We start from the raw sequence: 26,160 nt of genomic DNA on the forward strand, positions 1-26,160 counted from the left end.
GTCCTGCCGCCCCTCGGTGACGATCGGTCAAGCCCAGCGCGTGCCCCGGAGGTTGCCACTGCGCGCCCTTGCGGAGGACGATCCTACGTTTCTTGCCCGGGGGCGCATCAAGGGTCTCATGACGACATGTGCGCGGGCGTACGATCCCAGTCCTCCGGCAGGGCCGGGACACTCCAGGACGGATCGGGACGCCAGTGCTGCCAGCCGTCCGAGAACGGCGGCCCCCAGTCCCGGATCACCTCCACCACGGAGCGGCCCGCTTCCCGCACTTTCCGCGCCTGTTGGCCGTCCATCAGCCCGTCCCGCCGGGCCTGCGCGAACTCGTCCTCGTCCAGCCAGCGCCAACTGCGGTCCAAATGGACCGAGATGTCGAGAAAGTGATCCTCGGAGTCCACCCCGCCGGCCCAACGTGTCAGTGGCTCCTCCAGGTTCACGTACCAGTTCTTGAACCGCCAGCCCGGCTCCCAGAACAGCCACACCGACCACGGCTCACCGGGCCGCGCGAGCTTCAGCACGCCCGTCCCGAACCACCGGTCGCGCCGCACGGACCGCGGCTTGGTGTAGCGGCTCTCCAACGGCTCGACGTGCACGGGCGTACCGTCCGCGAGCACCGGCCTCACACACTCGGTGCCCGGAGCCATCCACACGGCGAGCAGTTCACTGTCGTCCCGTACGACGGTGACGGGACGCGCGATGTGGAACCGCGCGCCGCCGTTCTCCCGGTAGCGCCACAGGATGTGACTGCCTGGCGCCCAGAACACCGCCGACCCGCCCGCGTCCACGTCGGCTCTCACCGCTCCACCGTCTGCCATGCACAGATATTAGGTGCCATAGGCATACGACGCTGCGGCGCGTGTCACGGTTCACGCGCGGAGCGCGACGGGTGCGCGATTGGTTACGGGTGCGTCATCCGCAGGACATCCAACGCCTCGTCCAGTTGCCCGGCCGTGAGGTCGCCACGCTCCACGTACCCGTTCTCCTCGACGACCTGACGGATGGTCTTCCGCTCCGCCAGCGCCTTCTTGGCGACCTTCGCGGCCTCCTCGTACCCGATGTACTTGTTGAGCGGGGTGACCACGGAGGGCGAGGACTCGGCGTACTCGCGGGCCCGGTCCCGGTGGGCGACGATCCCGTCGACGGTCCGGTCGGCGAGCAGCCTCGACACGTTGGCGAGCAGCCGGATCGACTCCAGGACGTTCTTGGCGATGACGGGCAGCATCACGTTCAGTTCGAAGTTTCCGGCGGCTCCGGCGGTGGCGACGGTCGCGTCGTTGCCGACGACCTGGGCGCAGACCATGAGCACGGCCTCCGGGACCACCGGATTGACCTTGCCGGGCATGATCGAGGACCCGGGCTGGAGGTCGGGGAGACTGATCTCGGCGAGGCCGGTGCGCGGCCCGGAGGCCATCCACCGCAGGTCGTTGGCGATCTTCGTCAGCCCCACGGCGACGGTCCGCAGCTGCCCGCTGGTCTCCACGATCCCGTCCCGGGCACCCTGCGCCTCGAAGTGGTCGCGCGCCTCGGTGAGCGGCAGCCCGGTGGTGCGGGCGACTTCCGCGATGACGGCGGCGGAGAAGCCGGGGGGCGTGTTGATCCCGGTCCCGACGGCGGTCCCACCGAGCGGCAGCTCGGCAAGCCGCGGCAGGGAGGCCTGCAGCCGCTCGACGCCGTACCGCACCTGCGCCGCGTACCCCCCGAACTCCTGCCCCAGCGTCACCGGTGTGGCGTCCATGAGGTGGGTCCGCCCCGACTTCACGACGTCGGCGAACTCCTCCGACTTACGGGCGAGGGAGTCGGCGAGGTGCTGGAGCGCCGGGACGAGATCCCGGGTGACGGCGGCGGTGGCGGCGATGTGGATGGACGAGGGAAAGACGTCGTTGGACGACTGGGACGCGTTGACGTGATCGTTGGGATGTACGTCCCTGCCCAGCCGCTCGGTCGCGAGCGTGGCGATGACCTCGTTGGTGTTCATGTTGGACGAGGTCCCGGACCCGGTCTGGAACACGTCCACCGGGAAATGCCCGTCCCAGTCCCCCCGGGCGACCTCCTCGGCCGCCTCCTGGATGGCCTCGGCGATGTCCTTGTCCAGCACCCCGAGACTCGCGTTGACCTTGGCGGCGGCCCCCTTGATCCGGGCGAGTGCCTCGATGTGGGCCCGCTCGATCCGCTGCCCGGAGACCGGGAAGTTCTCCACGGCCCGCTGCGTCTGGGCCCGCCACTTCGCATCGGCGGGCACCCGCACCTCGCCCATGGAGTCGTGCTCGATCCGGTAGCGCTGGTTGCCGTCGTCGGCAGTCGTCGTCATCGTCGTACCTCCGGTAGGAGAGCATGGCCGCGCGAGGGCGTATTCCCCAGCTGGTTCCCCAGCCGGCATGTCTTCACGACCCGGCCTGTCCTCCTCCCAGCCCGTCCGGCGTCTGAGGACGAGGCCGTCAGGCCGAACGGGGTCCGGGGCGGAGCCCCGGGGGACGGGACGGGACGGGTAGGGGCGGCGGGGGCGAAGGAAACCCCCGGCGCCCCCGTGGCGCTACGCCAGCCCAGGCCCCCGCACCGGAATCGACGTGAACGTCGGCGCGGGCGCCGGGTCCTGGAAGAAGTCGTTGCCCTTGTCGTCGACGACGATGAACGCCGGGAAGTCCTCGACCTCGATCTTCCAGACGGCCTCCATGCCGAGCTCCTCGTACTCGACGACCTCGACCTTCTTGATGCAGTCCTGGGCGAGGCGGGCGGCGGGGCCGCCGATCGAGCCGAGGTAGAAGCCGCCGTGGGTGTCGCACGCGTTCGTGACCTGGGCGGACCGGTTGCCCTTGGCCAGCATCACCTTGGAGCCGCCGGCGGCCTGGAACTGCTCGACGTAGGAGTCCATGCGGCCGGCCGTCGTCGGGCCGAAGGAACCGGACGCGTAGCCCTCCGGGGTCTTCGCGGGTCCCGCGTAGTACACGGGGTGGTCCTTCAGGTACTGCGGCATCTCCTCGCCCGCGTCCAGCCGCTCCTTGATCTTGGCGTGCGCGATGTCGCGGGCCACGACCAGCGGACCGGTGAGCGAGAGGCGGGTCTTGACGGGGTACTTGGTCAGCTCGGCGAGGATGTCGTCCATCGGCTGGTTCAGGTCGATCTTGACGACGTCGCCCTCTTCGAGGTGCTCGTCCGTCGTCTCCGGCAGGAAGCGCGCCGGGTCGGTCTCCAGCTGCTCCAGGAAGACGCCCTCGGCGGTGATCTTCGCGACCGCCTGACGGTCGGCGGAGCAGGACACCGCGATGGCGACCGGGCAGGACGCGCCGTGCCGAGGCAGGCGCACCACACGCACGTCGTGGCAGAAGTACTTGCCGCCGAACTGCGCCCCGATGCCGATCTTCTGGGTCAGCTCGAAGACCTTCTCCTCCAGCTCCTTGTCCCGGAAGCCGTGGCCCAGCTCCGAGCCCTCGGCGGGGATCTCGTCCAGGTAGTGCGCGGAGGCGTACTTGGCCGTCTTCAGGGCGTACTCCGCGGACGTACCGCCGACGACGATCGCCAGGTGGTACGGCGGGCAGGCGGCCGTGCCCAGTGAACGGATCTTCTCCTCCAGGAACTTCATCATGGAGGACTCGTTCAGGACGGCCTTCGTCTCCTGGTAGAGGAAGGACTTGTTGGCGCTGCCGCCGCCCTTCGCCATGAAGAGGAACTTGTAGGCGCCGCCGTCGGTGGCGTACAGCTCGATCTGCGCCGGCAGGTTCGAGCCGGTGTTCTTCTCGTCCCACATGGTGAGCGGGGCCATCTGCGAGTAGCGCAGGTTCAGGTTCAGGTAGGCGTCGTAGATGCCGCGGGACAGGGCCGACTCGTCGCCGCCCTCCGTGAGCACGTTCTGCCCGCGCTTGCCCATGACGATCGCGGTGCCGGTGTCCTGGCACATGGGCAGCACGCCCGCGGCCGCGATGTTCGCGTTCTTCAGCAGGTCCAGCGCCACGAACTTGTCGTTGCTCGACGCCTCGGGGTCGTCGATGATCCGGCGCAGCTGGGCCAGGTGGGCCGGGCGCAGATAGTGCTGGATGTCGTGGATGGCCTCCTCGGCGAGCTTGCGCAGCGCCTGAGGCTCGACCTTGAGGAACGTCCGCCCGTCCGCCTCGAAAGTGGAGACACCCTCGGAGGTCACCAGCCGGTACGGGGTGGTGTCCTCTCCCATGGGGAGCAGATCGGTGTACGCGAACTCAGGCATCTCGCCCATTCCTCACTCGACAGACGGCCGCTGGCCTCCATTGGCAGCGCCCACCAGCGTAGAACCTGCCGCTGACCGCGGTCTTGTGAGGTAAGGCTCAGTTGGCAGGGCCAAGGTTGTCCACACCCCTAGTCGCGATCTATCGCGTTTGGGTACGCTGCTGCCGTGGACCTTCAGAAGCACACCGAACCGCAGGTGCCGCCCCCGGCCGAACTCCGCGCCTCGGACGCCGACCGCGACCGGATCGCCGACATCCTGCGCGAGGCCCTCGCGGAGGGCCGCCTGACCGCCGACGAGCACTCCGAGCGCGTCGAGGGGGTGCTGAACGCCAAGAGGGTGGGCGAGCTGGAGGTCTTCATCCAGGATCTGCCGGCCGCCCACGAGCGCCGGGCCGGCCCCGTCTACACCCCGGCCCCGAACCGCCCCACCGACGCGATCCCGCACGACCCGGACGACAACGTGGTCGCGGTCTTCAGCAGCGCCGTCCGCAAGGGCCGCTGGCGAGCGGGCCGCCGTATCCACGCGTACGCCGTCTTCGGCAGCGTCGAGATCGATCTCAGCGAGGCGATCTTCGAGTACCGGCAGGTGGTCATCAAGGCGGTCTCGGTCTTCGGCAACGTCGAGGTGCGCGTCCCGGAGAACGTCTCGCTGCGCGGCACCGGCGGTGGCATCCTCGGCAACTTCGAGGTGGACACGCTGGATTCCCCCGACCCCGAAGCGCCCGTCGTCTACGTGGACGGCTGGGCCGTGCTCGGCAACATCGAGGGCAGGCCCAAGCGCGGCAAGCTCGTCGCGGACATCCTGGACCGCGTGCACCGCAAGGTCGACAGGAGTCTGCGCAAGCACCTGGACCGCTGACGGTGGGCATCCTCCCGGCCGTGAACGGCCGGACTTGTGGTGTGGGGACGGGTGCGGTGCCGTGAACCCGACGGGACGCGAAGCGGAGGGGAGCACCGCTCGTCACCCCGGGGGGCGCGCGCATCCCGACGGAACCAGCGGTCCGGAACTCAGTGCATAGGCGCGCGCACAGCGGGTAGGCCTTGCTGCATCGTCGCTCGCTCGCGAAGCCGTCGTCAGGAGTAGACCGTGCTGCAACCGCCGCATTCGTCCCTGCAGGTCGCTGCCGTCCCGGCCCAGCGGGTGCCAGTGCGGGACAGGGACCAAGACGCACCCTGGCACACCGAGGCGGTGTGCCGGCGCGACGAGGCCGGCCTGTTCTTCGCACCGTCCAAGGAACCCACCGCCGCCCGGCTCTCCCGTGAGGAGGCGGCGAAGCGCGTCTGCGGGCGCTGTCCGGTCATGGTCGAGTGCCGCGAGCACGCGCTCCTGCAACCGGAACCGTACGGCGTCTGGGGCGGCCTGACCGCCGCCGAACGCCGCGTGGTCCTCGCCAGGCGCCGCCGCCGCGACCTGGAGCTGAAAAAGTCGACGAGGCCGGCGGACCGGATAGCGGCAGCGGGCTGACCGGCCCGCCCGACATACGCCGAGGGGGCGCCCCCACCGCACCGGGGGCGCCCCTTTGACGCTGGCCGGGGAGGTTGCACAACCCCCCGGCGGACCTACTTCGCCTTGTCGAAGTCGATGGCGCTGTAGGCCCGCAGCTTGCTCAGCCGGTGCTCGGAGTCGATCCTGCGCACCGTTCCCGACTTCGACCGCATCACGATCGAGTCGGTGGTCGCCGTCTCCGACCGGTACCGCACGCCCCGCAGCAGCTCACCATCGGTGATGCCCGTCGCCACGAAGAACACGTTCTCGCCGGAGACCAGGTCGTCGGTCGTCAGCACGCGGTCCAGGTCATGCCCCGCGTCGATGGCCCGCTGCCGCTCCTCGTCGTCCTTCGGCCACAGCTTGCCCTGGATCGTGCCGCCCAGGCACTTCACGGCACAGGCGGAGATGATGCCCTCCGGCGTGCCGCCGACGCCGAGCAGCAGGTCGACGCCGGTGCCCTCGCGCAGCGCCAGGATCGAGCCGGCCACGTCGCCGTCGGAGATCAGCCTGATGCGGGCGCCGGTCTCCCGGACCTCCTCGATGAGGCCCTGGTGCCGCGGCCGGTCCAGGATGACGACGGTGACGTCCTCGGGCGTGGACCGCTTGGCCTTGGCGACCCGGCGGATGTTCACGGACACGGGCGCGTCGATGTCGACGAAGTCGGCGGCTTCGGGCCCGGTGACCAGCTTGTCCATGTAGAAGACGGCGGACGGGTCGAACATCGACCCGCGGTCGGCGGCGGCCAGCACGGCGATCGCGTTGGTCATGCCCTTCGCGGTCAGTGTGGTCCCGTCGATCGGGTCGACGGCGATGTCGCACTCGGGCCCGGTACCGTCGCCGACGCGCTCCCCGTTGAAGAGCATCGGGGCCTCGTCCTTCTCCCCCTCGCCGATGACGACGACGCCGTTCATCGAGACGGTGGAGACGAGGGTCCGCATGGCGCGCACCGCGGCACCGTCGGCGCCGTTCTTGTCGCCGCGCCCGACCCAGCGGCCCGCGGCCATGGCCGCGGCTTCGGTCACTCGTACGAGTTCCAGGGCGAGGTTGCGGTCGGGAGCCTCGGAGGGAACCTCGAGCTCGGACGGCAGATGATGATGCTCGGTCATCGGAGCGCACCTTTCTGATACGGCGACGGCCGGATGAGGGTATGGGCCAGACTCTATCCTCAGGCAGACAAAATGAGCAGGGGGCCCCACGGATGAGCGGACCAGGGCACCTGCGACGATAGGGACGTGGCAGGTTCGAACGGTAAGCAGAAGACGGTCCGGGACATGATCCTCTCCCTGGGGCTGATCGGCCTCATGGCGGGTGTCATCTACCTCTTCATCCCGCATGACGACTCCGAGCCGGAGATCAAGAAGGTCGACTACCGGGTCGAGTTGCTCACGGCACGCCGCGCCGCGTCCTACCCGGTGGCGGCGCCCGAGGGGCTCTCCGCCGGCTGGAAGGCCACCTCCGTCCGCTATCAGGGCGACAACTTCGACACCTGGCACCTGGGCTTCCACGCGCCTGACGGGGAGTACGTCCAGGTCGAGCAGTCGACTCAGAAGCCGTCGAAGTTCATCGACGAAGCCAGCCAGGGCGCCCAGGCGACCAAGACCACCCAGGAGATCGGCGGCCGGACCTGGACGCGGTACACCGGCGGCCGGTACGACGCGCTCGTGCACCAGGGCGACGGGGCGACGACGGTGGTGGCGGGCACCGGCACGATCGGCCGGCTGGCGGAGATGGCCGGGGCACTGAAGACGGCGTGAGCCCGTAAGGACACGAAGAAGGCCCCCGGCTCAAGCCCTGCAGCCGGGGGCCTCTTCTGTGACGTACCTGAGGTGCTGTGGACCCGAGCGCTCGGGTCCCGTGAGCGCGGACCGCTCAGACGGTCGTGACGACCTCGTCGTACGCCAGACGCGGGGAGCGCGGGAACCAGGCGTCCTCGCCCGGCTTGCCGATGTTGACGACCATCAGCGGGGTGTGGTCGTCGTCGAGGAACTCCTTGCGGACGCCCTCGAAGTCCAGACCGGTCATCGGGCCGGCGGCGAGGCCCGCGGCACGGACGCCGATGATGAAGTACGCGGCCTGCAGGCCGGCGTTCAGCGCGGCGGCACCCTCGCGGGCGGAGCGCTCGCCGAAGAAGACGTCCTTGGCCTGCGGGAAGTGCGGGAAGAGCTCCGGCAGCTCCTCGTGGAACTCGTTGTCCGCGGAGAGGATCGCGACCAGCGGGGCGGTGGCCGTCTTGGGCTGGTTGCCCTCGGCCATGTGCTGGACCAGGCGCTCACGGGCCTCGGCGGAGCGGACCAGGGTGACGCGCAGCGGGGACTGGTTGAAGGCGGTCGGACCGTACTTGACCAGGTCGTAGATCGCCTGCACCTGCTCGTCGGTCACCGGCTCGTCGGTGAAGGTGTTCGCGGTGCGGGCCTCACGGAACAGGAGGTCCTGGGCGGCGGGGTCAAGGACGAGAGACATGGAGCAACCTTCTCGAGACGTACGTCGGATCCGGGAACCGGACCGGCTGACATCGACGACCGTACGCGAATGATGTTCAAGTTTCAACAAAAAGCGGGGCGCGGTGATCCGCCTCACAGGATCGAAAGACCGCGCCCCACCTCGCCCTCGACGGCTCCTGCCGCCTGCTGCCGGGCCGCTACCCGGCGTCGCCCGTGTCCTCCCGGTCAGCCGGCTCCTCCTCCGCGAGGGCCGCGTCCAGCCGCGCCCGCGCCCCCTCCAGCCAGCGACGGCACACCTTCGCCAGCTCCTCGCCCCGCTCCCACAGAGCGAGGGACTCCTCCAACGTCGTGCCGCCCGCCTCCAGCCGCCGTACGACGTCGATCAGCTCGTCCCGCGCCTGCTCGTACCCGAGCGCCTCATCCGTCTTGCTGCTCATTCGCCCACCCTATGCATCGACTCGAACGACAAACTCACCCTCGGCGACCCGTGCCCGCAGGACCTCGTCGCCCGTGACCTCGTCGGGGTCGCGGACGACGTGGCCGTCGGTCTTCTGGAGCACGGCGTAGCCCCGCTTGAGGGTGGCGGCGGGGGAGAGGGCCACCACGCGCGCGTGCGTGTGCGTCAGCTCGGAGTCGGCGCGGTCGAGGTGATGGCCCAGGGTGCGCCGGCCGCGGTCGAGCAGGGCCCCGACCTGGTCGGCCCGCTCGTCGATCATCCGGTGTGGATCCACTATCACCGGCCGGGCGAGCGCCTGGGCGAGCCCGCGTTCCTCCCGGTCGACGAACGCCTGCACACACCGCCGGGCCCGGTCCCGCAGCATCCGCACCCGCTCGAACTCCTCCCCGACGTCCGGTACGACCTTCTTGGCGGCGTCGGTCGGGGTGGAGGCGCGCACATCGGCGACGTAGTCGAGGAGCGGTGTGTCGGGTTCGTGCCCGATCGCAGACACGACGGGCGTACGACAGCTCGCGACCACCCTGATCAACTGCTCGTCGGAGAACGGCAGCAGATCCTCCACGCTGCCGCCCCCGCGCGCGACGACGATCACGTCCACCTCGTCGTTCTCGTCGAGCTCCTTCACGGCCTGCACGACCTGCGGTACGGCGTGCACCCCCTGCACGGCCACGTTGCGCACCTCGAAGCGGACGGCGGGCCAGCGGTGCCGGGCGTTCTCCAGCACGTCCCGCTCCGCGGCCGAGGCCCGCCCGCAGACCAGTCCGACGAGCTGGGGCAGGAAGGGCAGCGGCTTCTTCCGCTCCGGCGCGAACAGCCCCTCGGCGGCGAGCGCCTTCTTCAACTGCTCGAGCCGGGCGAGCAGTTCCCCGACGCCGACAGGCCTTATCTCCGCGGCCCGCAACGAGAGCTGCCCCCGCGGGGCGTACCACTCCGGCTTCGCGAGGACGACGACCCGCGCACCCTCGCTGACGACGTCGGCGACGGCGTCGAAGACCTGCCGATAACAGGTGACGCTCACGGAGATGTCGTACGACGGATCCCGCAACGTGAGGAAGACGACCCCCGCGCCCGGCCGCCGCGACAGCTGGGTGATCTGGCCCTCCACCCACACCGCCCCGAGCCGGTCGATCCACCCCCCGATGAGCCGCGAGATCTCACCGACGGGCAGGGGCGTTTCGGGAGAGGTGTTGACAGCCATGCCGCGAGGGTAACGGCCGCGTACGACAACGCCCCGTCGTGCGTCGCCCGGTCCCACCGGTGCCCCGTCCGTGTGGTCCTCGTCCCCCGCCCGCCCCGCTCACCGCCGGTCTCCCCACCAACCCGACACACCGGCGATCTTCGACCCGCCGAACGCGGCCTTACGATGGGGTGCATGACTGCTTCGCCTGGCCGCCGTGTCCTGCTCGCCGCCCCCCGTGGCTACTGCGCGGGTGTGGACCGCGCCGTGATCGCCGTCGAGAAAGCCCTGGAGCAGTACGGCGCTCCGGTCTACGTCCGGCACGAGATCGTCCACAACAAGTACGTCGTACAGACCCTGGAGAAGAAGGGCGCCATCTTCGTCGAGCAGACGGAAGAGGTCCCCCCGGGCAACATCGTCATGTTCTCGGCGCACGGCGTCGCCCCGACCGTCCACGAAGAGGCCCAGCAGGGCCGGCTCGCCACCATCGACGCGACCTGCCCGCTGGTCACCAAGGTCCACAAGGAAGCCGTCCGCTTCGCGAGCGAGGACTACGACATCCTCCTGATCGGGCACGAGGGCCACGAGGAGGTCATCGGCACCTCCGGCGAGGCCCCCGACCACATCCAGCTCGTCGACGGCCCCGCCGACGTCGCCAAGGTCGAGGTCCGCGACGAGTCGAAGGTCGTCTGGCTCTCCCAGACCACCCTCTCCGTCGACGAGACCATGGAGACCGTCGACGCCCTGAAGGAGAAGTTCCCGCAGCTCATCTCCCCGCCCAGCGACGACATCTGCTACGCCACGCAGAACCGTCAGCTCGCGGTGAAGCAGATGGGCGCCGAGGCCGAGCTGGTGATCGTCGTCGGCTCCCGCAACTCCTCCAACTCCAAGCGCCTGGTCGAGGTCGCCAAGCTCGCCGGCTCCCGCGAGGCGTACCTCGTGGACTTCGCCGACGAGATCGACGAGGCGTGGCTGGAGGGCGTGTCCACGGTCGGGGTCACCTCCGGTGCCTCCGTGCCGGAGATCCTGGTCGAGCAGGTGCTGGAGTGGCTGTCGCAGCGCGGCTTCGAGGACGTCGAGCTGGTCAAGGCGGCCGAGGAGTCCATCATCTTCTCCCTGCCCAAGGAGCTGCGCCGGGACCTGCGCGAGGAGGCGGCGACGCTGATGGAGCAGCGCGGCGGATCCGGTGCGGATGCTGTGTGAGAAGACCTCGGCCGATGCGTGACAGCGCCTCGGCCGAATGACTGTCCGTCGTCCGTCGTAACGTAGAGCCATGCAGATCTTCGGCGTGGACATCGGCGGATCCGGGATCAAGGGCGCTCCTGTGGACCTGGACAGGGGCGACCTGGCGGACGAGCGTTTCAAGGTGCTGACTCCGCACCCGGCGACCCCGGACGGGGTGGCCGACGGCGTCAAGCAGGTCGTCGACCACTTCGGCTGGACCGGGCCGGTGGGGCTGACCTTCCCGGGCGTGGTCACCGGCGGAGCCACGATCCGTACGGCGGCCAACGTCGACAAGGGCTGGATCGACATGGACGCGCGCGCGTTGTTCAGCGACCGGCTGGGCGGCCTGCCGGTGACGGTGGTCAACGACGCGGACGCGGCGGGGGTCGCCGAGATGAACTTCGGCGCCGGCCAGGGCCGCAGGGGCACGGTCATTCTGCTCACCTTCGGCACAGGCATCGGCAGCGCCGTCTTCGTCGACGGTGTCCTCGTCCCCAACACCGAGCTGGGCCATCTGGAACTGCACGGGCACGACGCGGAGACGCGCGCCTCCAGCAAGGCCAGGGAGGACGAGGAGTTGACGTGGGAGCACTGGGCCCATCGCGTCCAGAAGTACCTCGCCCACGTCGAGATGCTCTTCTCGCCCGAACTGTTCATCGTCGGCGGCGGCGTCAGCCGCAAGTCGCAGAAGTTCCTGCACCACATCGAGGACATCAAGGCGGAGATCGTCCCGGCGCAGTTGCTGAACAACGCAGGGATCGTGGGGGCGGCGATGCACGCGGTGGAGGGGAACTAGAGGCTCACACGGGCGGGCGGTTTCGTGCCGCCCGGCGGTTCATCAGGCGGATCTTCCGCACCGTCGCGATCAGGCCGGCGATGAGCGTGCCCCCGTACAGCCAGCCGGCCTGCGTGGCGAGCGCGGTGAACAGCCCCATCAGCCGGCCGCCGACCCCGCCGCCCCCGGTCTCGGCCACGGGGACGAGCCCCACCGCGAAGGCGATCGGTACCACGATGGGGGCGGTCAGCAGATCGCCCCGCCGGATCCACACGGCGGTCAGGACGCACACCGGCAGGAACAGGACGCCGTACACCGTGAGCGAGGCGCCGAAGAGCAGTTGGTCGAGGCAGCCCAGCGCGAGCATCAGCGCCCCGCAGAACAGCCCGCCGCCGAGCCCGGTCAGGCGCGGGTTGGGCATCCGGCGTACGGACTGGACGATCGGCGGCACGGTCGGCCGTACCGCCGCGGGCCGACGTGGCGGCACACCGCCGCGCGCCGACGGGGGACCGGTTCTGCCGGCCTTCGCGCTCCGCGCCGCCTGGGGCGGCAGGGGCGGCGGCACACCGCGTCGCGTTCCGTCGTGCGGGGTTCGTGTCCTGTGTTGCTCCACTGGACCAACTTAGGTCGTTTTATGTGTCGAATCGCTCGTCAGACACGCCGTCGATCCGACCTTGGCCAAGCGTTCGATACGTCGCCGGGGCGGGAGCGGGCACGCCGTAGACTGGTGGATCGGCCCCCACGGGCCTGACGCCAGGGGCCCGCCCCCGGTCCTCTCTCGCCAGCCCTCTCACTCCGGGAAGTCGCACCGTGTCGCTCACGATCGGAATCGTCGGACTGCCGAATGTCGGCAAGTCGACCCTGTTCAACGCCCTGACCAAGAACGACGTGCTGGCGGCCAACTACCCGTTCGCCACGATCGAGCCGAACGTCGGTGTCGTGGGCGTCCCGGACGCCCGGCTGACCAAGCTGGCCGAGATCTTCTCCTCGCAGCGGATCCTCCCGGCCACCGTCGACTTCGTCGACATCGCGGGCATCGTGAAGGGCGCCTCCGAGGGCGAGGGCCTGGGCAACAAGTTCCTGGCCAACATCCGTGAGTCCGACGCGATCTGCCAGGTCATCCGAGCCTTCAAGGACGAGAACGTCGTCCATGTCGACGGCAAGGTCTCACCCAAGGACGACATCGAGACGATCAACACCGAGCTGATCCTCGCGGACCTCCAGACGATCGAGAAGGTCCTGCCGCGCCTCCAGAAGGATTCGCGGATCAAGAAGGACATCGTCCCGAAGGTGAAGGCCGTCGAGGAGGCGAAGGAGATCCTGGAGAGGGGCGACACGCTGTTCTCGGCGGGCATCGTCCAGGGCTCCGGCAACGAGGAGCTGCTGCACGACCTGCACCTCCTCACGACCAAGCCGTTCCTCTACGTCTTCAACGTCGACGAGGACGAACTGGTCGACGACGACTTCAAGGCCGAGCAGCGCGCCCTGGTCGCCCCCGCCGAGGCGATCTTCCTCAACGCCAAGCTGGAGCAGGACCTCGCCGAGCTCGACGAGGAGGACGCGATGGAGCTCCTCCAGTCCGTCGGCGCCGAGGAGCCCGGCCTCGCCACCCTCGCCCGCGTCGGCTTCGCCACCCTCGGCCTCCAGACCTACCTGACGGCAGGCCCCAAGGAATCCCGCGCCTGGACCATCAAGAAGGGCGCCACCGCCCCCGAGGCCGCCGGCGTCATCCACACCGACTTCCAGAAGGGCTTCATCAAGGCGGAGGTCATCTCCTTCGGCGACCTGGTGGAGACCGGTTCGGTGGCAGAGGCCCGAGCGAAGGGCAAGGCCCGCATGGAGGGCAAGGACTACGTCATGCAGGACGGGGACGTGGTGGAGTTCCGCTTCAACGTCTAGCGGGTGCTGTACCGCCACGCCGTTGATCTGCCACACGCACAGGTCACAAGGGGCTCGACTCTTCGGAGTCGGGCCCCTGAAGGCTATAGAGTAACGTTCATGTTACTAACATCATTGTTAGTGCCATGGGTGGAGGTCGGCAGACGTGGTGGATTTTGTGGGCCGTCGCCAGGAGCTGGCGACACTGGAGCGAGAGCTGCAGAAGGTGGCGACAGGGGCCGGTGGGGAGCGGCCCGGTCGGTGCGTGATGTTGCGTGGGCGGCGCCGGGTGGGCAAGTCGCGACTGGTCGAGCGGTTCGCGGAGCGCTCCGGAGCCCCGTTCTTGTTCTACGCGGCGACCGGTGCGTCCCCCCGGGACGATCTGGCACGGCTGGCCCGGGACGCCCAGGCGTCGACGCTGCCGTTGGCGGGGCTGGTGGCCGCCGCGCGGCCGGAGAGCTGGGACGCCGCGTTCGATGTGCTGGCCGCGGCGCTGCCCGCCGACCGGGCGAGCGTGCTGGTCATCGACGAAGTGCCGTACTTGATGGATACCGATGGCGCCTTTGAGGGGATGCTGCAACGGGCCTGGGACCGGGTGCTGGAGACCAAGCCGGTGCTGCTGGTCCTCATCGGCTCCGATCTGTCGATGATGGAGGCGCTGAACAGCTACGGACGCCCCTTCCACCAGCGCGGCCGGGAGATGGTGCTGGGACCGCTGAACCCCGCCGAGGTGGGGCGGATGCTCGGGCTGGATCCGGCGGAAGCCTTCGACGCCGCGCTGGTCACCGGCGGGCTGCCGCTGATCTGCGCGGAGTGGCCTCGGGGCACAGGGCTGTGGGACTTCCTCGGTGAGGCGCTGAGCGACCCGGTCTCGGCCCTGCTGGTGTCGGCCGAGCGTTCGCTGGCTGCCGAATTTCCCCCGCAGGCTCAGGCGCGTACGGTGCTGGCGGCCATCGGCAGTGGTGAGCGGACCTTCACCAACATCGCTCGTGCCGCCGGCGGAATCGGGGCCACGCCACTGCAGCGAGCGCTGGAACTGCTCACGGACAAGCGGATCGTCGCAGCGGAGCTGCCCGTGTCGCTGCGTCCGTCGAAGGATCGCCGCTACCGGGTGGCAGACCCCTACCTGCGGTTCTGGCTGCACCTGCTCGGCCCCTCCATGGAGGAGATCGAGCGGGGGCGGGGCGATCTGACCCTGGCGCGGATCCGGGAGAACTGGACCAGCTGGCGCGGCCGGGCCGTCGAGCCCCTTGTCCGCGAGGCCCTGGCGCGGATACTGCCCGACGACCGGATTCCCGCGGCCCCCGCGGTGGGCGGCTACTGGACCCGTACCAACGACGTCGAGATCGATGTCGTCGGGGCGGATCGCGCTCCCATCGCCAAGGAACTGCTCTTCGTCGGCTCCATCAAGTGGCTGGAGCAGTCGCCCTTCGACCGGCACGACCTGGCCGCTCTCCATCGACACCGGGCCGCCCTCACCGACGAACCTGTTCCCGTCGTGGCGGTTTCGCGCAGTGGAGTCGACTGTCCGGGACTTGACGCCACCTACGGTCCCGGCGATCTGCTGACCGCCTGGCCGCTGTGAGGGGCGGATGGCAGGCAAGGCGCGAGAGGCGATTCGCTGCCCGGAGTCCCGCCGAGGCCAGGCCCTCGGTGGGTGGTCCGGTACGGGCGGTGCCGGAACGCACGAGGCCGTGGCGATCCGACTCGCTCCGGCCCCTTGGCGGATGGCTTGCCGGCCGGCGCGCCCCCTCGCCGCGGAGGGTGACGAAGACCGCCGTCACCCCAGCGGTCACCAGGCCGCCTACTCGGCCGGCGCGCCGCTCTGTGCCGCCTTGCGGTGGCGCGCGGCCAGGCGGGAGCCGGACTCGCGGCGGGCGGCGCGGCGTAGGAGGGGCACCGCGAGGAGGAACCCCAGGGCCGCCCAGGCGGTCAGGACGAGGGCGACCATGGGCAGTTCCCAGGAGCCGGCCGCCTCGGCGGTCCGTGCCGTGTCGGGGAGCAGGGCCGAACGCAGGCCCTGTGCCATCCACTTGAGGGGGAAGACCGCGGCCACCTGCTGGACCGGAACGGGCAGCGAGGTGATCGGGAACACCGTTCCGGAGGTGACCAGGAGCCCCATCGTCGGCAGCATGATCAACGCCAGCGCCTCGCGGGGGTTGGGCAGCACGGCACCTATGGCCGCGCCCAGCGGTACGACGGCGAGCAGTCCGAGCGTGGTGACCCACACCAGTGTCAGCCAGTCGCCCGGCCCGTGCGGCAGCGGCCCGTCCACCAGCAGCGCCGCGGCCGCCAGGAGCAGGGCCAGGGTGCCGACCGCCATGACGACCACCAGCACGCACTTGGCGACGAGGTAGGCCGGTATCCCGCCGGGTGTGGCCCGCAGCCGCAGCAGGACGCCCTCCTCCCGTTCCGTCACGAGCATCTGCGGCAGGTTGATCAGCCCGACCTGGAACAGCAGGTAGGCGGCGAAGCCCGCCAGCACCAGATGGGCCATGGGGATTCGGGTACCGGGCACGTCGTCGCTGACGTAGGCGGCGATGAGCTGGGCGACGGCCACGTTGGTCAGGTGGCCGGACATCTCCTTGCCGTTGCGCAGGAGGTGCCGCAGCTCGATGCCGCCGCGCTGGAGACCGGCGCGCGGCCAGCCGTTCTTCATGGGTGTCCCCTTCATGCGGCCTGTGCCTCCCCGTCCACGTCCCCGTCCGTGCCGTCGGCCTCCCGGTGCACCATGTGCAGGTAGGTGTCCTCCAGCGTCGGGCGGCGGACCTCCAGGTCGGCGATCGGGCCGTCCGCGTGCCGGTGGAGTTCCCAGACCAGCCGTGAGGGGTCCTCGGTGCGTTCGCGGTGGGGCGTCCCGTCGTCGGACGTCCAGCGGACCTCGGCCTGGGCGGCGGCCCGCCGGGCCAGTTCCGCGGGCGTGCCGCAGGCCCGGATCCGGCCGCCGACCAGCATGGCGATCCGGTCGGCGAGCCGCTCGGCCTCCACCAGGTCGTGGGTGGTGAGCACGACGGTGACGTTCTCGTCGCGGGCCAGCCGTTCGACCAGGACGTGGAACTCGTGCCGTGCCTGAGGGTCGAAGCCGGTGGTCGGCTCGTCCAGGAAGAGGAGTTCGGGGCGGCCGACGATGCCGAGCGCGACATCGAGGCGCCGGCGCTGGCCGCCGGACAGCCGGTCCACCTGCCGGCCGGCCTGGTCGGTGAGGCCGACCAGGGCCAGCAGTTCGGCCGGGTCACGCGGGTCGGGGTAGTACGTCGCGAAGTGCGTCAGCAGCTCGGCGACCCGCCAGCGGCGGTGGTCGCGCCAGGACTGCAGAACCAGGCCTATCCGGCCGCGCCAGGCGTCGTCGCCCCGCTCCGGGTCCGTTCCGAGGACCATCACCTCACCGGCGGAACGACGCCGGAAGCCCTCCAGTATCTCGACCGTGGTGGTCTTCCCGGCGCCGTTGGGTCCGAGGAGCGCGAAGACCTCGCCGCGGTGGATGTCCAGGTCGACGCCGTGGAGGACGCCGATGTCGCCGTACGCCATCGTCAGGTCGCGCGCGTGGACGACGGGCTGGGCGGGCGTGCGCTCCGGCGTCATCGCCCTGCCCCCGATTCGTGTCGCAGTGGTGGCGGTGTTTCGGCCACCGTCGCAGGGCCGGCGCCCTCGACGATGGCCCGGAGTGCCGCGACGTGCCCCTCGAAGGCGCTGCGGCCGTGGTCCGTCAGCCGTACCCGTGTGCGCCGCTTGCGGCCGCCGCCTTCCTTGTGAAGCTCCAGATAGCCGGCCTCCTCCAGGGTGTGCAGCTGTTTGGAGAGCGCGGAGTCGCTGAGCGAGAGGCTGTCGCGGACGAACGCGAAGTCCGCCCATTCGGTGGCGGCGAGCAGCGCGACCACCGACAGCCGGGTGGCGGGGTGGATCAGTTCGTCGAAACCGGCGGGGATGCTCATCGGCCTGCCCCCGCGTCCGCTCTTCCCGTGCCTGCCGTCCGTGTGCCGCGGTCCCGCGCCGACCCGGCCGCCCAGCGGCTCGTCGGCCCGACGAACAGCACGAACACCGTTGCCGAGACCGTGGCCTGGATCAGGCTGGCGGACATCGGCTCCAGGGAATCGACCAGCCGGCCGGACAGCAGGGTCGTCCCGCCGGTCACCACCGCACCCGCGACGAAGGTGGCGAACATCCGTCGGGTGCACCGGGTGTGGTGCAGACGCACCCGGCTCCGACGGTTGTGCAGCACGGCCAGCACGCTCAGCAGCGCGACGTACGCGACGATGACCAGCCCCACGCCCCAACCGGGCAGGTCCAGGCCCAGACCGGCCAGGAAGAGCCACATGAGCGCGGCCGTGGTCCAGAGGGCTCCGGAGCCCCCCGCGGCGGAGCGCTCGACCTCGTCGTACACCCGCTCCTGCGGCACTCGGATGCGCTGCAGGTCTCTCCATGCCTGTTCGGCATCCATCGGTGTGCTCACGTCCCCCCACCCTCCGGTCCGGCGCTTTACTTTCCCATCGGGAAAGTTATCATCGACTTTCCTGATGGGCAAGTCGGAGGGGAGATCTGCTCGGCGATCCCCGGTGTTCTGACAGTGAGTCAATTCAGTACTGCTGCGCGGGGAAGGGCTTCGGGTCGGTGACCCAGCCCGCCGCGAGGGCGAGGCCCGTCTCGCGGTGGACGGCCAGGAAACCGAAGGGGCGGTCGAAGCAGGCCACCGCCCTGGTCGTCTCGAACGGCGGCTCCTGGAGCGATCTGCCGTGGAAGCGCATGGTCATCGCCGTCACCGCCGCCGCCCTGAACCCCTCCGCGCTGAACGCCGCCGTCATGGCCTGGCGTGCCGAGCCCACGACGAGCGGCATGGGGCTGATGCCGGGGAAGTGGTCCGGGCCGTCCCGCACGGCGGTGGTCAGACCGAAGAGGTGGTGGTGGGCGAGCAGGTCGTGCTCGGCGTCCAGGGCGAACTCCACGGTGAACAGGGCCAGTGACGGCGGCACGGGGGTGTGGGTGCGCAGCCGGTGAAGGGTCAGACCGGGACCGGCGTCGCCCTCGGGCAGCCGGCTTCCCGGCACCGCGTCGAGCGGGTCCGCCAGGAGGTCCGTCCCCGCGCCCAGCACCTCGCCGGGACCCATCCGTTCCTCACTGAGCAGCAGCTGGACGTCGATCCCCTCGACACCGCGCACGGTCACCCGCGTGACGGCGCCGGCATCGCTCCGGGCCACCGCGACGACATCGAGGTCCGGGACCTCCTGCACGAGCCCCGCCCGGACGGCACCGTCCCCCCAGCGGCCGGGACACCTCTGAAACGGCACCTCCCAGTCCGTCCGCAGGACCAGCGCGCTCGCCAGCGTCAACTCCGTGAGCGGCTCGATCCCGACAGGCGTGCGCTCGATCGTCCCGCCGGTCCGCTCGGCGGCCCACGCGTCCAGTGCCTGCAGGTCGGCACCCGGATCGCCGGTGAGCACGCCGTGCGTTCCCGCGGGCAGGCCCGCCGCCCACCCCTCGCGCAGCTCCAGCGTGCGCTTGGTCCACAGTCCGACGGCCGGATCCAGACCCCGGATGTCCGCCATCGTGGCGAGCAGTTCCCGCGCCGCGTCGGCGGCTCGGCCGGCCGGTACGCCGATCGCCGCCGCCAGTTCCTCGCGCGCCGCCCCCGCCGCTCCGTCGGCCAGAAGGGCCAGCAGCGGCCAGACGCCGGGCGCGGAGAACACCGTCCCGCCCCCCGTGGCCGCCGCCCACCTCGCGGTCAGCCCGTTCGCCGCCCGGATCGTCGTATGTGTGACCGGCATTCCGCCCCCCTGAGCCCCGCGCTTACCATGCGCTCTGTCGTACGTCAGTTCCCTACGGTCAACGCCCCGGCCCCGCCGCCCGAACGAGGAAGCACGGTACTCGTGTCCATACCCCCGCCCCCTGGGCCCTACCAGCCTCAGGAACCCCAAGGGCCGTACCCGCAGGGCCAGTACCCGCCACCGCCTCCGCCGTCCCCGCAGGGACCGTACGGGCAGCCTGCCTACGGCCCCTACCCCCCGTCCCCCTACCAGGGCTGGGGTCAGGGCTACAGCCCGTACAACCAGCCGGCGCCGGTCAACGGGCTCGCCATCGCCTCCCTCGTCCTCGGCGTCCTGTGCTGCCTGCCGGCCGTGGGACTGGTCCTGGGGCTGATCGCGCTGGGGCAGATCAGGAAGAAGGGCGAGCGCGGGAAGGCCATGGCCGTCATCGGGTCGGTGCTGTCGTCCCTCGGGCTCGCCCTGTGGGTGCTGGTGCTCGCCACCAACGGTGTGTCGGACTTCTGGGACGGGTTCAAGGAGGCCGCGCGCAGCAGCTCGCCTGCCAAGGGCGAGTGCTTCGACTCGGCGAGCGGCCTGGAGGGTTCGACGTACGACCTCGACGAGGTGCCCTGCTCCGGCGCGCACGACGGCGAGGTGTTCGCGGTCGTCGTGCTGCCGGACGGCGACTTCCCCGGTGACGCCTCGGTCACCGACACCGCCGGGGACAAGTGCTACAAGCTCCGCTCCGCCTACGCCATGGACACCTGGGCCGTACCGGAGGACGTGGACGTGTACTACGTGGTGCCCTCCCAGGAGACCTGGAACCTCGGCGACCGCGAGATCACCTGCGCGTTCGGCAACGCGGACAGCGACGCGGCCATGGACGGCGGCTCGCTGCGCAACGACGAGACGACGCTCGACGCGGACCAGCTCGCGTACCTGAAGGCGGTCAACGTCCAGCAGGCGGCAGCGGAGTCGGTGCCCGCGGACGTTCCGGAGGACGATCTGGAGGCGAACAAGGAGTGGGCCGCGCGCATCGTGTCGGCGCTCGCCGAGGAGACCGGGCTGCTGCGCGGCCGCACGTGGCCCGCCGACGCCCGAAAGCCGGTCGCGGCCGTCGCCAAGGAGGCGGAGGCCCTTCAGGCGCCGTGGGCGAAGGCGGCCGCGGCCGCCGACGTGGACGCGTTCTACCTGCACTACGGCGAGGCCCTGGAGCTGGAGGACCCTGGTCTGTCGGTCACGGCACGCAAGGCTCTGGGGCTGGCCACCACCCCGCCGGCCGAGGAGGAGGGCGGCACGGACGGAGACGTCGGGGGATCGGGTGACGGCCTGGAGGTGTGACGGTGGCCATAGCGGGGATAAAGCGCCTGCGTAAAGCCCTGCACGGGCCCATGTCATCACATCGAGTGATTCTCTGGCCTTTGCTTGCGTGACACAACCCACGGTTGCCAGGCTGTTGCTGTCTGTACAACCTGATGGGAGCGGCCAGTGACTTTCGGTGAGCAGCCGGCGTACCTGCGTGTCGCGGGTGATCTTCGCAAGAAGATCGTCAACGGTTCGCTGCCACCGCACACCCGCCTCCCGTCCCAGGCCAGAATCCGCGAGGAGTACGGCGTCTCGGACACCGTCGCGCTGGAGGCGCGCAAGGTGCTGATGGCCGAAGGGCTGGTCGAAGGCCGCTCCGGGTCCGGGACGTATGTGCGTGAGCGTCCGGTGCCCCGCAGCATCGCGCGCTCCGGCTACCGCCCGGCCGGCGGGGCCACCCCCTTCCGGCAGGAGCAGGCCGACGGCGGGACGCGCGGCACCTGGGAGTCGAGCAGCGAACAGGCCGAGGCGAGCGGTGCCGTCGCCGAGCGGCTCGCCGTCCGGCCCGGCGACCGCGTGATGTGCACGAAGTACGTCTTCCGGGAGGCCGGCGAGGCGATGATGCTCTCCACCTCCTGGGAGCCCCTCGCCGTCACCGGCCGTACGCCCGTGATGCTGCCCGAGGAGGGCCCGCTCGGCGGCATGGGCGTCGTCGAGCGGATGGCCGCCATCGACGTGGTCGTCGACAACGTCACCGAGGAGGTCGGCGCCCGCCCCGGTCTCGCCGAGGAACTGCACGCGCTCGGCGGTGTCCCCGGCCATGTCGTCCTCGTCGTCCAGCGCACGTACTACGCCTCGGGCCGCCCGGTGGAGACGGCCGACGTGGTGATTCCGGCGGACCGGTACCGGGTCGCGTATCACCTCCCCGTGAAGTAGCGCGCATACCGGCCGACTTCTGCTGCGCCGGAGGTGACTCGGTGCGGCCGGATGTGAAGTGGCGCACGCCCTCCTGGCAGTTGCCCCCGGCGAACCCCCAACCGGCGCCCTTTCGTACGGCGTTCGAATTCAGCCGTTCTCGCAGGTCGGCGCCGATGCCGGGGGTGCGTCGCCGACCGGGTGCATCGACGCTCAAGGAGGGCGCGTTCCGTAATGTGCGCCCCCTGGCGCGCCGGTCGAGGCTGGCTGGTTGCGTACCTCTTTGTGAAAAGGCGTGTTCGCTGCGTAAAGGTTGGGCGTAGGCTCGGGCATATGCGGATTGCGGTTTCCTTAGCGGGCGGGGCCCGGCGCAGGTTGTCGGTGGGAAGCGGGCGGGCCGGGGTGGGAAGGAGCAGTGAGGCGCGATGAACGACGGCACGATCACTCTTCCCTGGCTCGTCATACGGCAGGACGACAACGGCAATCGCTACCGCGTGGGCAGGTACGCGACCCGCGCCGAAGCCCAGAAGATCGCGGACAGCCTCGACGGCCGCGGCCACAAACAGCTCTACTGGGTCGAACGGATCGGGCAGAACGGAACCAGTTCGGCCGACTGAGCCCTCCCATGCCGTCGGCCCCTGCGCTCCCGTAGGCTCCGGCGCATGACGGAACGGATCGTGGTGGTGGGGGCCGCCCTGCTCGACGGCGGCCGCCTGCTCGCCGCCCGCCGCAGCGCACCCCCCGAACTCGCCGGGCGCTGGGAACTGCCCGGCGGCAAGGTCGAGGCGGGCGAGGCGCCCGAGGCGGCGCTCGTGCGCGAACTGCGTGAGGAACTCGGCGTCCGCACCGAGCCCGGCGAGCGGATCCCGGGCGAATGGCCGCTGAAGGCGCCCTACGTCCTCCAGGTGTGGACGGCCCGTCTTCTTCCCGGCTCCGACGACCCCAAGCCCCTTCAGGACCACGACGAACTCCGCTGGCTCGCTCCCGCCGAGATCTGGGACGTGCCCTGGCTGGACCAGGACGTGGCGGCCGTGCGCGAGGCGGCGACCCGGCTGGAGGCCGGCACGCGCTGAAACGTCGTACGGCTGGGCGGGCGGGGGCCGGCGGGCCGGGGCGCGCCGATGGCCGTACGTCGTGCACGACCGGCGTGCGCTGGTCTCCCTTACGCCGTTGGTGCCACAGTGCGCCCTCGTGGGCGGTACTGGCCCCTTGATATCGGGTATGTGCCCATTAACCCCACGAAACCGGACATGGGGCGAGCTGGCAGGCCCGGGATGTGATCGGCGTGATCGACACCGAAGGCGAGTGCGCCGGGTGGACCTTCCCGGCGGACCCGGGCGCCGTGCGCAGCGCTCGGGCCGTCGTGCGGGGCCAGCTGCGCGACTGGGGTCTCGACGGCCTCGCGGACCTCGCGGCGCTCCTGGTCAGCGAGCTGGTGACGAACTCCCTGCGGCACGCGACCGGTCCCATCGGCGTACGGCTGGTGCGCCCCGCCCACCTTGACGGCGTCCTGCTGGTGGAGGTCTCCGACCCGCTCCCGGACCCGCCCCGCGAGCGGGTCGCCCGGCCCGAGGACGAGAGCGGCCGGGGCCTCCAACTGGTGGCCCACTCCTCGCGCCGCTGGGGCACCCGGCCCGACGACGCGGGCAAGACGGTGTGGTTCGAACTCGCCCTGCCGGGATGAGCCGGCGGTGTACGACCGCCTCCGCACTGTCGAGCAACTGGTTCAGGCCAGTGGCGGTTGTGAATCCACGTGGTTCGACGGCGTGCCCGCTGGTTAGAAGACTGTAGGTGTTGTCACGGTCCGGACCGAAAACCATCGGGACCGTGCTGTGATCGTGAACACCGTGTTGTGCGGCGCCGTAGTGCTGGATACTGCGGGCAGCCGCCCCCGGTGACCGGTGCCGGACGCGGTGAGCTGGAGGGGACGGTTCGCGTGAGCGAGATACCAGCGAAGGCCACGGAGTCGAAGGACCCGTCGGACGGCGCGAGGACGGAGGCCGCGGGCGATGCCGCCGCGGGCATCCGTCCGGAAGACGTGCCGCCCGGCGACGCCATGTGGCAGAGCAGCCCGCCCGGTTCGATCTACGACTACATCAAGGTCGCGTCCTTCTCCATCGGCCCCGACGGGCTGGTCGAGCAGTGGAGCCTGCGCGCCGAGCAGCTCTTCGGCATCGCCGCCGAGCGGGCCGTCGGCATGGACCCCATAGAGGTGTTCATCGACCCGGACCTGCAGGAGCGGGGCCAGCGGAAGATGGCGGAGATTCTCGACGGACGGGAGTGGACCGGCGTGGTCCCCTTCCGCGTACCGGACTCGGCGACCGGCGAGCCCGGTCGTCAGGGGCTCGCCGAGGTGTACGTCATGCCGACGCGTACGGAGGACGGCGAGAAGGCCGCCGTCTGCATCGTCGTCGACGTCCGCACCCTGCGCAGCATCGAGACCGACCTCGCCGCCTCGCAGGCGATATTCGGTCAATCTCCGTTCGGCTTCCTGCTGATCGACCCCGACCTGCGGGTGCGCCGCGCCAACCTCCAGTTCGCCAACACCTTCGGCGGCACCCCCGACGACCACCGCGGCAAGGGCGTGTACGACTACCTGCAGGGCCCGGAGGCCGAGCGGATCGCCGCGACCCTGCGCCGGGTGCTGGAAACCGGCAACTCCATCACGGACATGCACGTCACGGGCTTCGTGCCGGGCTCCGACGAACGCCGCCACTGGTCCATCAACCTCTACCGCGTGCACAGCGGCTCCGGACGCCCCATCGGCATCGCCTGGCTCGGCCTCGACATCACCGCCCGCCGCGCCGCCGCCCGCGAGGCCGCCAACGCCCGGCGCAATCTCGCCCTCCTGAACGAAGCCGGCGCCCGCATCGGCAACTCCCTCGACCTGGAGACCACCGCCCGGGAACTCCTCGACGTCGTCGTCCCTGGCTTCTGCGACCTGGCGACGGTCGACCTCTACCAGGGGCTGCTGGCCGGCGACGAGACCCCGCCGGGCCTCGCCGACGGCAGTGCGGAACTGCGCCGCGTCGCCTTCGCCAGCGCCGTCTCCGACGGGCCCTTCGCCGGTTCGGGCGACCCGGTCGCGGTCGGCGCGGTCCACCACTACCCCTTCAACTCGCCCTGCGCGGACGCCCTGCGCACGGCCCGTCCGCAGTGGGTGCCCGCCGAGGACGGCGGCCTCGTCCAGTCCACGCTCGCCGTGCCGATGGTCGCCCACGACACCGTCGTGGGCATCGCGCAGTTCGCCCGGACCAAGGGCAGCGAGCCGTTCGGCGAGCGGGACCGGGACCTCGCGGTGGAGCTGGCCGCGCGGGCGGCCGTCTGTATCGACAACGCCCGTCTCTACCGGCGCGAACACGAACGCGCGTTGATACTGCAGCGGTCGTTGCTGCCCCCCGGCGACCCGGTCGCCTCCGGCCTCGACATCGCCTGCCGCTACCTGCCCGGCAACTCGTCCTCGGACCGGCCGAGCGAGGTCGGCGGCGACTGGTTCGACGTGATCGAACTGCCGGGGCACCGCACCGCGCTCGTGGTGGGCGACGTGATGGGCCGAGGCCTGCGGGCCGCGGTGGCGATGGGCGAACTGCGGTCCGCGGTACGCACTCTGGCCCTGCTGGACCTCGAACCGGCCGAAGTCCTCTCCGCGTTGGACGAGATCGCGCGCGGCCTCGGGGCGCCGGGAGGCGTCCAGCAGGCCACCCGCGCGGCCCGCCGCCCCCGCGAGGCCGACCTCTCCGAGGTGTACCTGGCGACCTGCGTGTACGCCGTCTACGACTCGGTGACCCGCAGGTGCACGTTCGCGAACGCCGGCCATCTGCCTCCCGTCCTGGTCGAACCCGGCGAGGCGGCACTGATGCTCGACGTGCCGCCGGGCATGCCGCTCGGCGTGGGGGGCGAGCCCTTCGAGGAGGTGGAGGTCGAACTGCCGGAAGGCGCCCTGCTCGCGCTCTACACGGATGGACTGGTCGAATCGCGCGACCACCCTCTCGACGAGGGCCTCCAGGCCTTCGTAGGAGCGCTGACCGACCCCTCCAGCCCTCTGGAGGACGTCTGCGACCACGTCCTGCACACCCTCGACAGCCTCCACGGCGAGGACGACATCGCCCTGCTCATGGCACGCGTCCAGGGCCTGCCCGCCGACTCGGTCGGCGACTGGACGCTGCCACGCGAGCCGCGCAGCGTGGGCAAGGCCCGCGAGTACGCCCGCGGCCAGCTGCAGCGCTGGGACATGGAACCCCTGGTCGACACGACGGAGTTGCTCGTCAGCGAACTGGTCACGAACGCCCTGCGCTACGGCGAGGGCGACATCAGGCTGCGGCTGCTGCTCGACCGCACGCTGGTGTGCGAGGTCTGGGACTCCGGCCTGGTCCAGCCCCGCCGTCGCCGCGCCCGCGACACCGACGAGGGCGGCCGAGGCCTGCAACTGGTCGGCCTCCTCAGCGCGGCCTGGGGTTCCCGCCGGACGCCCCGCGGCAAGACGGTGTGGTTCGAACTCCCGCTGCCTGACGGGGAGACCGGCCTCGCGGACCCGGCGGAGGCCCTGCTGAGCCTGTTCTGAGCGAGGCGG

At 70.7% G+C, this 26,160-nt stretch carries 26 protein-coding genes; 13 read left to right on the top strand and 13 right to left on the bottom strand.

Annotated features, from left to right (window positions below; all coding sequences use genetic code 11):
- Positions 1 to 116: 116 nt before the first annotated feature.
- From fomD to ACZ5XS_RS01935, 3 genes are all read right to left on the bottom strand, one after another.
- The gene (fomD, locus tag ACZ5XS_RS01925; RefSeq protein WP_468647264.1) at positions 117 to 812 is read right to left on the bottom strand and encodes a cytidylyl-2-hydroxypropylphosphonate hydrolase; all 696 of its coding nucleotides are present in this window, start codon (positions 810 to 812) and stop codon (positions 117 to 119) included.
- A gap of 83 nt (positions 813 to 895) precedes the next feature.
- Complete coding sequence (locus ACZ5XS_RS01930) at positions 896 to 2,305, bottom strand: class II fumarate hydratase (protein ID WP_468647265.1); 1,410 nt, start codon at positions 2,303 to 2,305, stop codon at positions 896 to 898.
- A gap of 222 nt (positions 2,306 to 2,527) precedes the next feature.
- Positions 2,528 to 4,192, bottom strand: coding sequence for a fumarate hydratase (locus ACZ5XS_RS01935; protein ID WP_468647266.1), 1,665 nt, complete (start codon positions 4,190 to 4,192; stop codon positions 2,528 to 2,530).
- Between the two features lie 165 nt (positions 4,193 to 4,357).
- Between ACZ5XS_RS01935 and ACZ5XS_RS01940 the strand changes: the two genes are divergently transcribed.
- Both ACZ5XS_RS01940 and ACZ5XS_RS01945 read left to right on the top strand, forming a co-directional pair.
- Positions 4,358 to 5,050 (top strand): DUF1707 SHOCT-like domain-containing protein, encoded by a 693-nt coding sequence (locus ACZ5XS_RS01940; protein WP_468647267.1) that lies wholly within the window; start codon positions 4,358 to 4,360, stop codon positions 5,048 to 5,050.
- A gap of 228 nt (positions 5,051 to 5,278) precedes the next feature.
- On the top strand, positions 5,279 to 5,656 hold the full coding sequence (locus ACZ5XS_RS01945) for a WhiB family transcriptional regulator (protein ID WP_468647268.1): 378 nt from the start codon (positions 5,279 to 5,281) through the stop codon (positions 5,654 to 5,656).
- A 95-nt stretch (positions 5,657 to 5,751) separates the two neighbouring features.
- On the opposite strand, the gene glpX is transcribed toward ACZ5XS_RS01945, so the two are convergent.
- Positions 5,752 to 6,786 (bottom strand): class II fructose-bisphosphatase, encoded by a 1,035-nt coding sequence (gene glpX / locus ACZ5XS_RS01950; protein WP_468647269.1) that lies wholly within the window; start codon positions 6,784 to 6,786, stop codon positions 5,752 to 5,754.
- Between the two features lie 126 nt (positions 6,787 to 6,912).
- On the opposite strand from glpX, the gene ACZ5XS_RS01955 reads away from it, so the two are divergent.
- On the top strand, positions 6,913 to 7,434 hold the full coding sequence (locus ACZ5XS_RS01955; protein WP_468647270.1) for a DUF4245 domain-containing protein: 522 nt from the start codon (positions 6,913 to 6,915) through the stop codon (positions 7,432 to 7,434).
- Between the two features lie 115 nt (positions 7,435 to 7,549).
- Here the strand turns inward: ACZ5XS_RS01955 and ACZ5XS_RS01960 are convergent, their stop codons facing one another.
- The 3 genes from ACZ5XS_RS01960 to xseA all read right to left on the bottom strand — a co-directional run bounded on the left by ACZ5XS_RS01960 (position 7,550) and on the right by xseA (position 9,776).
- A complete protein-coding gene (locus ACZ5XS_RS01960; protein ID WP_468647271.1) occupies positions 7,550 to 8,140 on the bottom strand; it encodes a malonic semialdehyde reductase in 591 nt (196 codons plus the stop codon).
- Positions 8,141 to 8,318: 178 nt separating this feature from the next.
- Complete coding sequence (locus ACZ5XS_RS01965) at positions 8,319 to 8,558, bottom strand: exodeoxyribonuclease VII small subunit (RefSeq protein ID WP_468647272.1); 240 nt, start codon at positions 8,556 to 8,558, stop codon at positions 8,319 to 8,321.
- Between the two features lie 9 nt (positions 8,559 to 8,567).
- Positions 8,568 to 9,776 (bottom strand): exodeoxyribonuclease VII large subunit, encoded by a 1,209-nt coding sequence (gene xseA, locus ACZ5XS_RS01970; RefSeq protein ID WP_468647273.1) that lies wholly within the window; start codon positions 9,774 to 9,776, stop codon positions 8,568 to 8,570.
- A gap of 165 nt (positions 9,777 to 9,941) precedes the next feature.
- Between xseA and ACZ5XS_RS01975 the strand changes: the two genes are divergently transcribed.
- Both ACZ5XS_RS01975 and ppgK read left to right on the top strand, forming a co-directional pair.
- A complete protein-coding gene (locus ACZ5XS_RS01975; RefSeq protein ID WP_217241145.1) occupies positions 9,942 to 10,958 on the top strand; it encodes a 4-hydroxy-3-methylbut-2-enyl diphosphate reductase in 1,017 nt (338 codons plus the stop codon).
- Positions 10,959 to 11,028: 70 nt separating this feature from the next.
- Positions 11,029 to 11,775 (top strand): polyphosphate--glucose phosphotransferase, encoded by a 747-nt coding sequence (gene ppgK, locus ACZ5XS_RS01980; RefSeq protein ID WP_468647274.1) that lies wholly within the window; start codon positions 11,029 to 11,031, stop codon positions 11,773 to 11,775.
- A 4-nt stretch (positions 11,776 to 11,779) separates the two neighbouring features.
- Here the strand turns inward: ppgK and ACZ5XS_RS01985 are convergent, their stop codons facing one another.
- Positions 11,780 to 12,367, bottom strand: a complete 588-nt coding sequence (locus ACZ5XS_RS01985) for a DUF6542 domain-containing protein (RefSeq protein WP_468647275.1) — start codon at positions 12,365 to 12,367, stop codon at positions 11,780 to 11,782.
- A gap of 197 nt (positions 12,368 to 12,564) precedes the next feature.
- On the opposite strand from ACZ5XS_RS01985, the gene ychF reads away from it, so the two are divergent.
- Both ychF and ACZ5XS_RS01995 read left to right on the top strand, forming a co-directional pair.
- Positions 12,565 to 13,653, top strand: coding sequence for a redox-regulated ATPase YchF (gene ychF / locus ACZ5XS_RS01990; RefSeq protein ID WP_468647276.1), 1,089 nt, complete (start codon positions 12,565 to 12,567; stop codon positions 13,651 to 13,653).
- Positions 13,654 to 13,798: 145 nt separating this feature from the next.
- Positions 13,799 to 15,217: an ATP-binding protein gene (locus ACZ5XS_RS01995; RefSeq protein WP_468647277.1), complete on the top strand. Its 1,419-nt coding sequence runs from the start codon at positions 13,799 to 13,801 to the stop codon at positions 15,215 to 15,217.
- A gap of 219 nt (positions 15,218 to 15,436) precedes the next feature.
- Here ACZ5XS_RS01995 and ACZ5XS_RS02000 read toward each other — a convergent pair whose 3' ends face one another.
- From ACZ5XS_RS02000 to ACZ5XS_RS02020, 5 genes are all read right to left on the bottom strand, one after another.
- Positions 15,437 to 16,306, bottom strand: coding sequence for an ABC transporter permease (locus ACZ5XS_RS02000; RefSeq protein ID WP_468647278.1), 870 nt, complete (start codon positions 16,304 to 16,306; stop codon positions 15,437 to 15,439).
- A complete protein-coding gene (locus ACZ5XS_RS02005; RefSeq protein ID WP_468647279.1) occupies positions 16,303 to 17,214 on the bottom strand; it encodes an ABC transporter ATP-binding protein in 912 nt (303 codons plus the stop codon). The genes ACZ5XS_RS02000 and ACZ5XS_RS02005 overlap by 4 nt, the downstream gene beginning before the upstream one ends.
- On the bottom strand, positions 17,211 to 17,564 hold the full coding sequence (locus tag ACZ5XS_RS02010; RefSeq protein WP_468647280.1) for a transcriptional regulator: 354 nt from the start codon (positions 17,562 to 17,564) through the stop codon (positions 17,211 to 17,213). Before ACZ5XS_RS02010 ends, ACZ5XS_RS02005 begins: the two co-directional genes overlap by 4 nt.
- A complete protein-coding gene (locus ACZ5XS_RS02015) occupies positions 17,561 to 18,070 on the bottom strand; it encodes a hypothetical protein (protein WP_468647508.1) in 510 nt (169 codons plus the stop codon). Before ACZ5XS_RS02015 ends, ACZ5XS_RS02010 begins: the two co-directional genes overlap by 4 nt.
- 136 nt (positions 18,071 to 18,206) lie before the next feature.
- Complete coding sequence (locus ACZ5XS_RS02020) at positions 18,207 to 19,391, bottom strand: serpin family protein (protein WP_468647281.1); 1,185 nt, start codon at positions 19,389 to 19,391, stop codon at positions 18,207 to 18,209.
- A gap of 102 nt (positions 19,392 to 19,493) precedes the next feature.
- Here ACZ5XS_RS02020 and ACZ5XS_RS02025 point away from each other — a divergent pair, with 102 nt between their 5' ends.
- From ACZ5XS_RS02025 to ACZ5XS_RS02050, 6 genes are all read left to right on the top strand, one after another.
- Positions 19,494 to 20,711, top strand: a complete 1,218-nt coding sequence (locus tag ACZ5XS_RS02025; RefSeq protein WP_468647282.1) for a DUF4190 domain-containing protein — start codon at positions 19,494 to 19,496, stop codon at positions 20,709 to 20,711.
- Positions 20,712 to 20,858: 147 nt separating this feature from the next.
- Positions 20,859 to 21,611, top strand: coding sequence for a GntR family transcriptional regulator (locus ACZ5XS_RS02030; RefSeq protein WP_217241131.1), 753 nt, complete (start codon positions 20,859 to 20,861; stop codon positions 21,609 to 21,611).
- A gap of 404 nt (positions 21,612 to 22,015) precedes the next feature.
- Positions 22,016 to 22,207, top strand: coding sequence for an SPOR domain-containing protein (locus ACZ5XS_RS02035; protein ID WP_030041955.1), 192 nt, complete (start codon positions 22,016 to 22,018; stop codon positions 22,205 to 22,207).
- A 45-nt stretch (positions 22,208 to 22,252) separates the two neighbouring features.
- Positions 22,253 to 22,663: a (deoxy)nucleoside triphosphate pyrophosphohydrolase gene (locus ACZ5XS_RS02040; RefSeq protein WP_468647283.1), complete on the top strand. Its 411-nt coding sequence runs from the start codon at positions 22,253 to 22,255 to the stop codon at positions 22,661 to 22,663.
- Positions 22,664 to 22,866: 203 nt separating this feature from the next.
- Positions 22,867 to 23,274, top strand: a complete 408-nt coding sequence (locus tag ACZ5XS_RS02045) for an ATP-binding protein (protein ID WP_468647284.1) — start codon at positions 22,867 to 22,869, stop codon at positions 23,272 to 23,274.
- A 252-nt stretch (positions 23,275 to 23,526) separates the two neighbouring features.
- Positions 23,527 to 26,151, top strand: a complete 2,625-nt coding sequence (locus ACZ5XS_RS02050) for a SpoIIE family protein phosphatase (protein ID WP_468647285.1) — start codon at positions 23,527 to 23,529, stop codon at positions 26,149 to 26,151.
- Positions 26,152 to 26,160: the final 9 nt, after the last annotated feature.

The sequence above is a fragment of the Streptomyces sp. NPDC033131 genome (genome assembly GCF_055578365.1).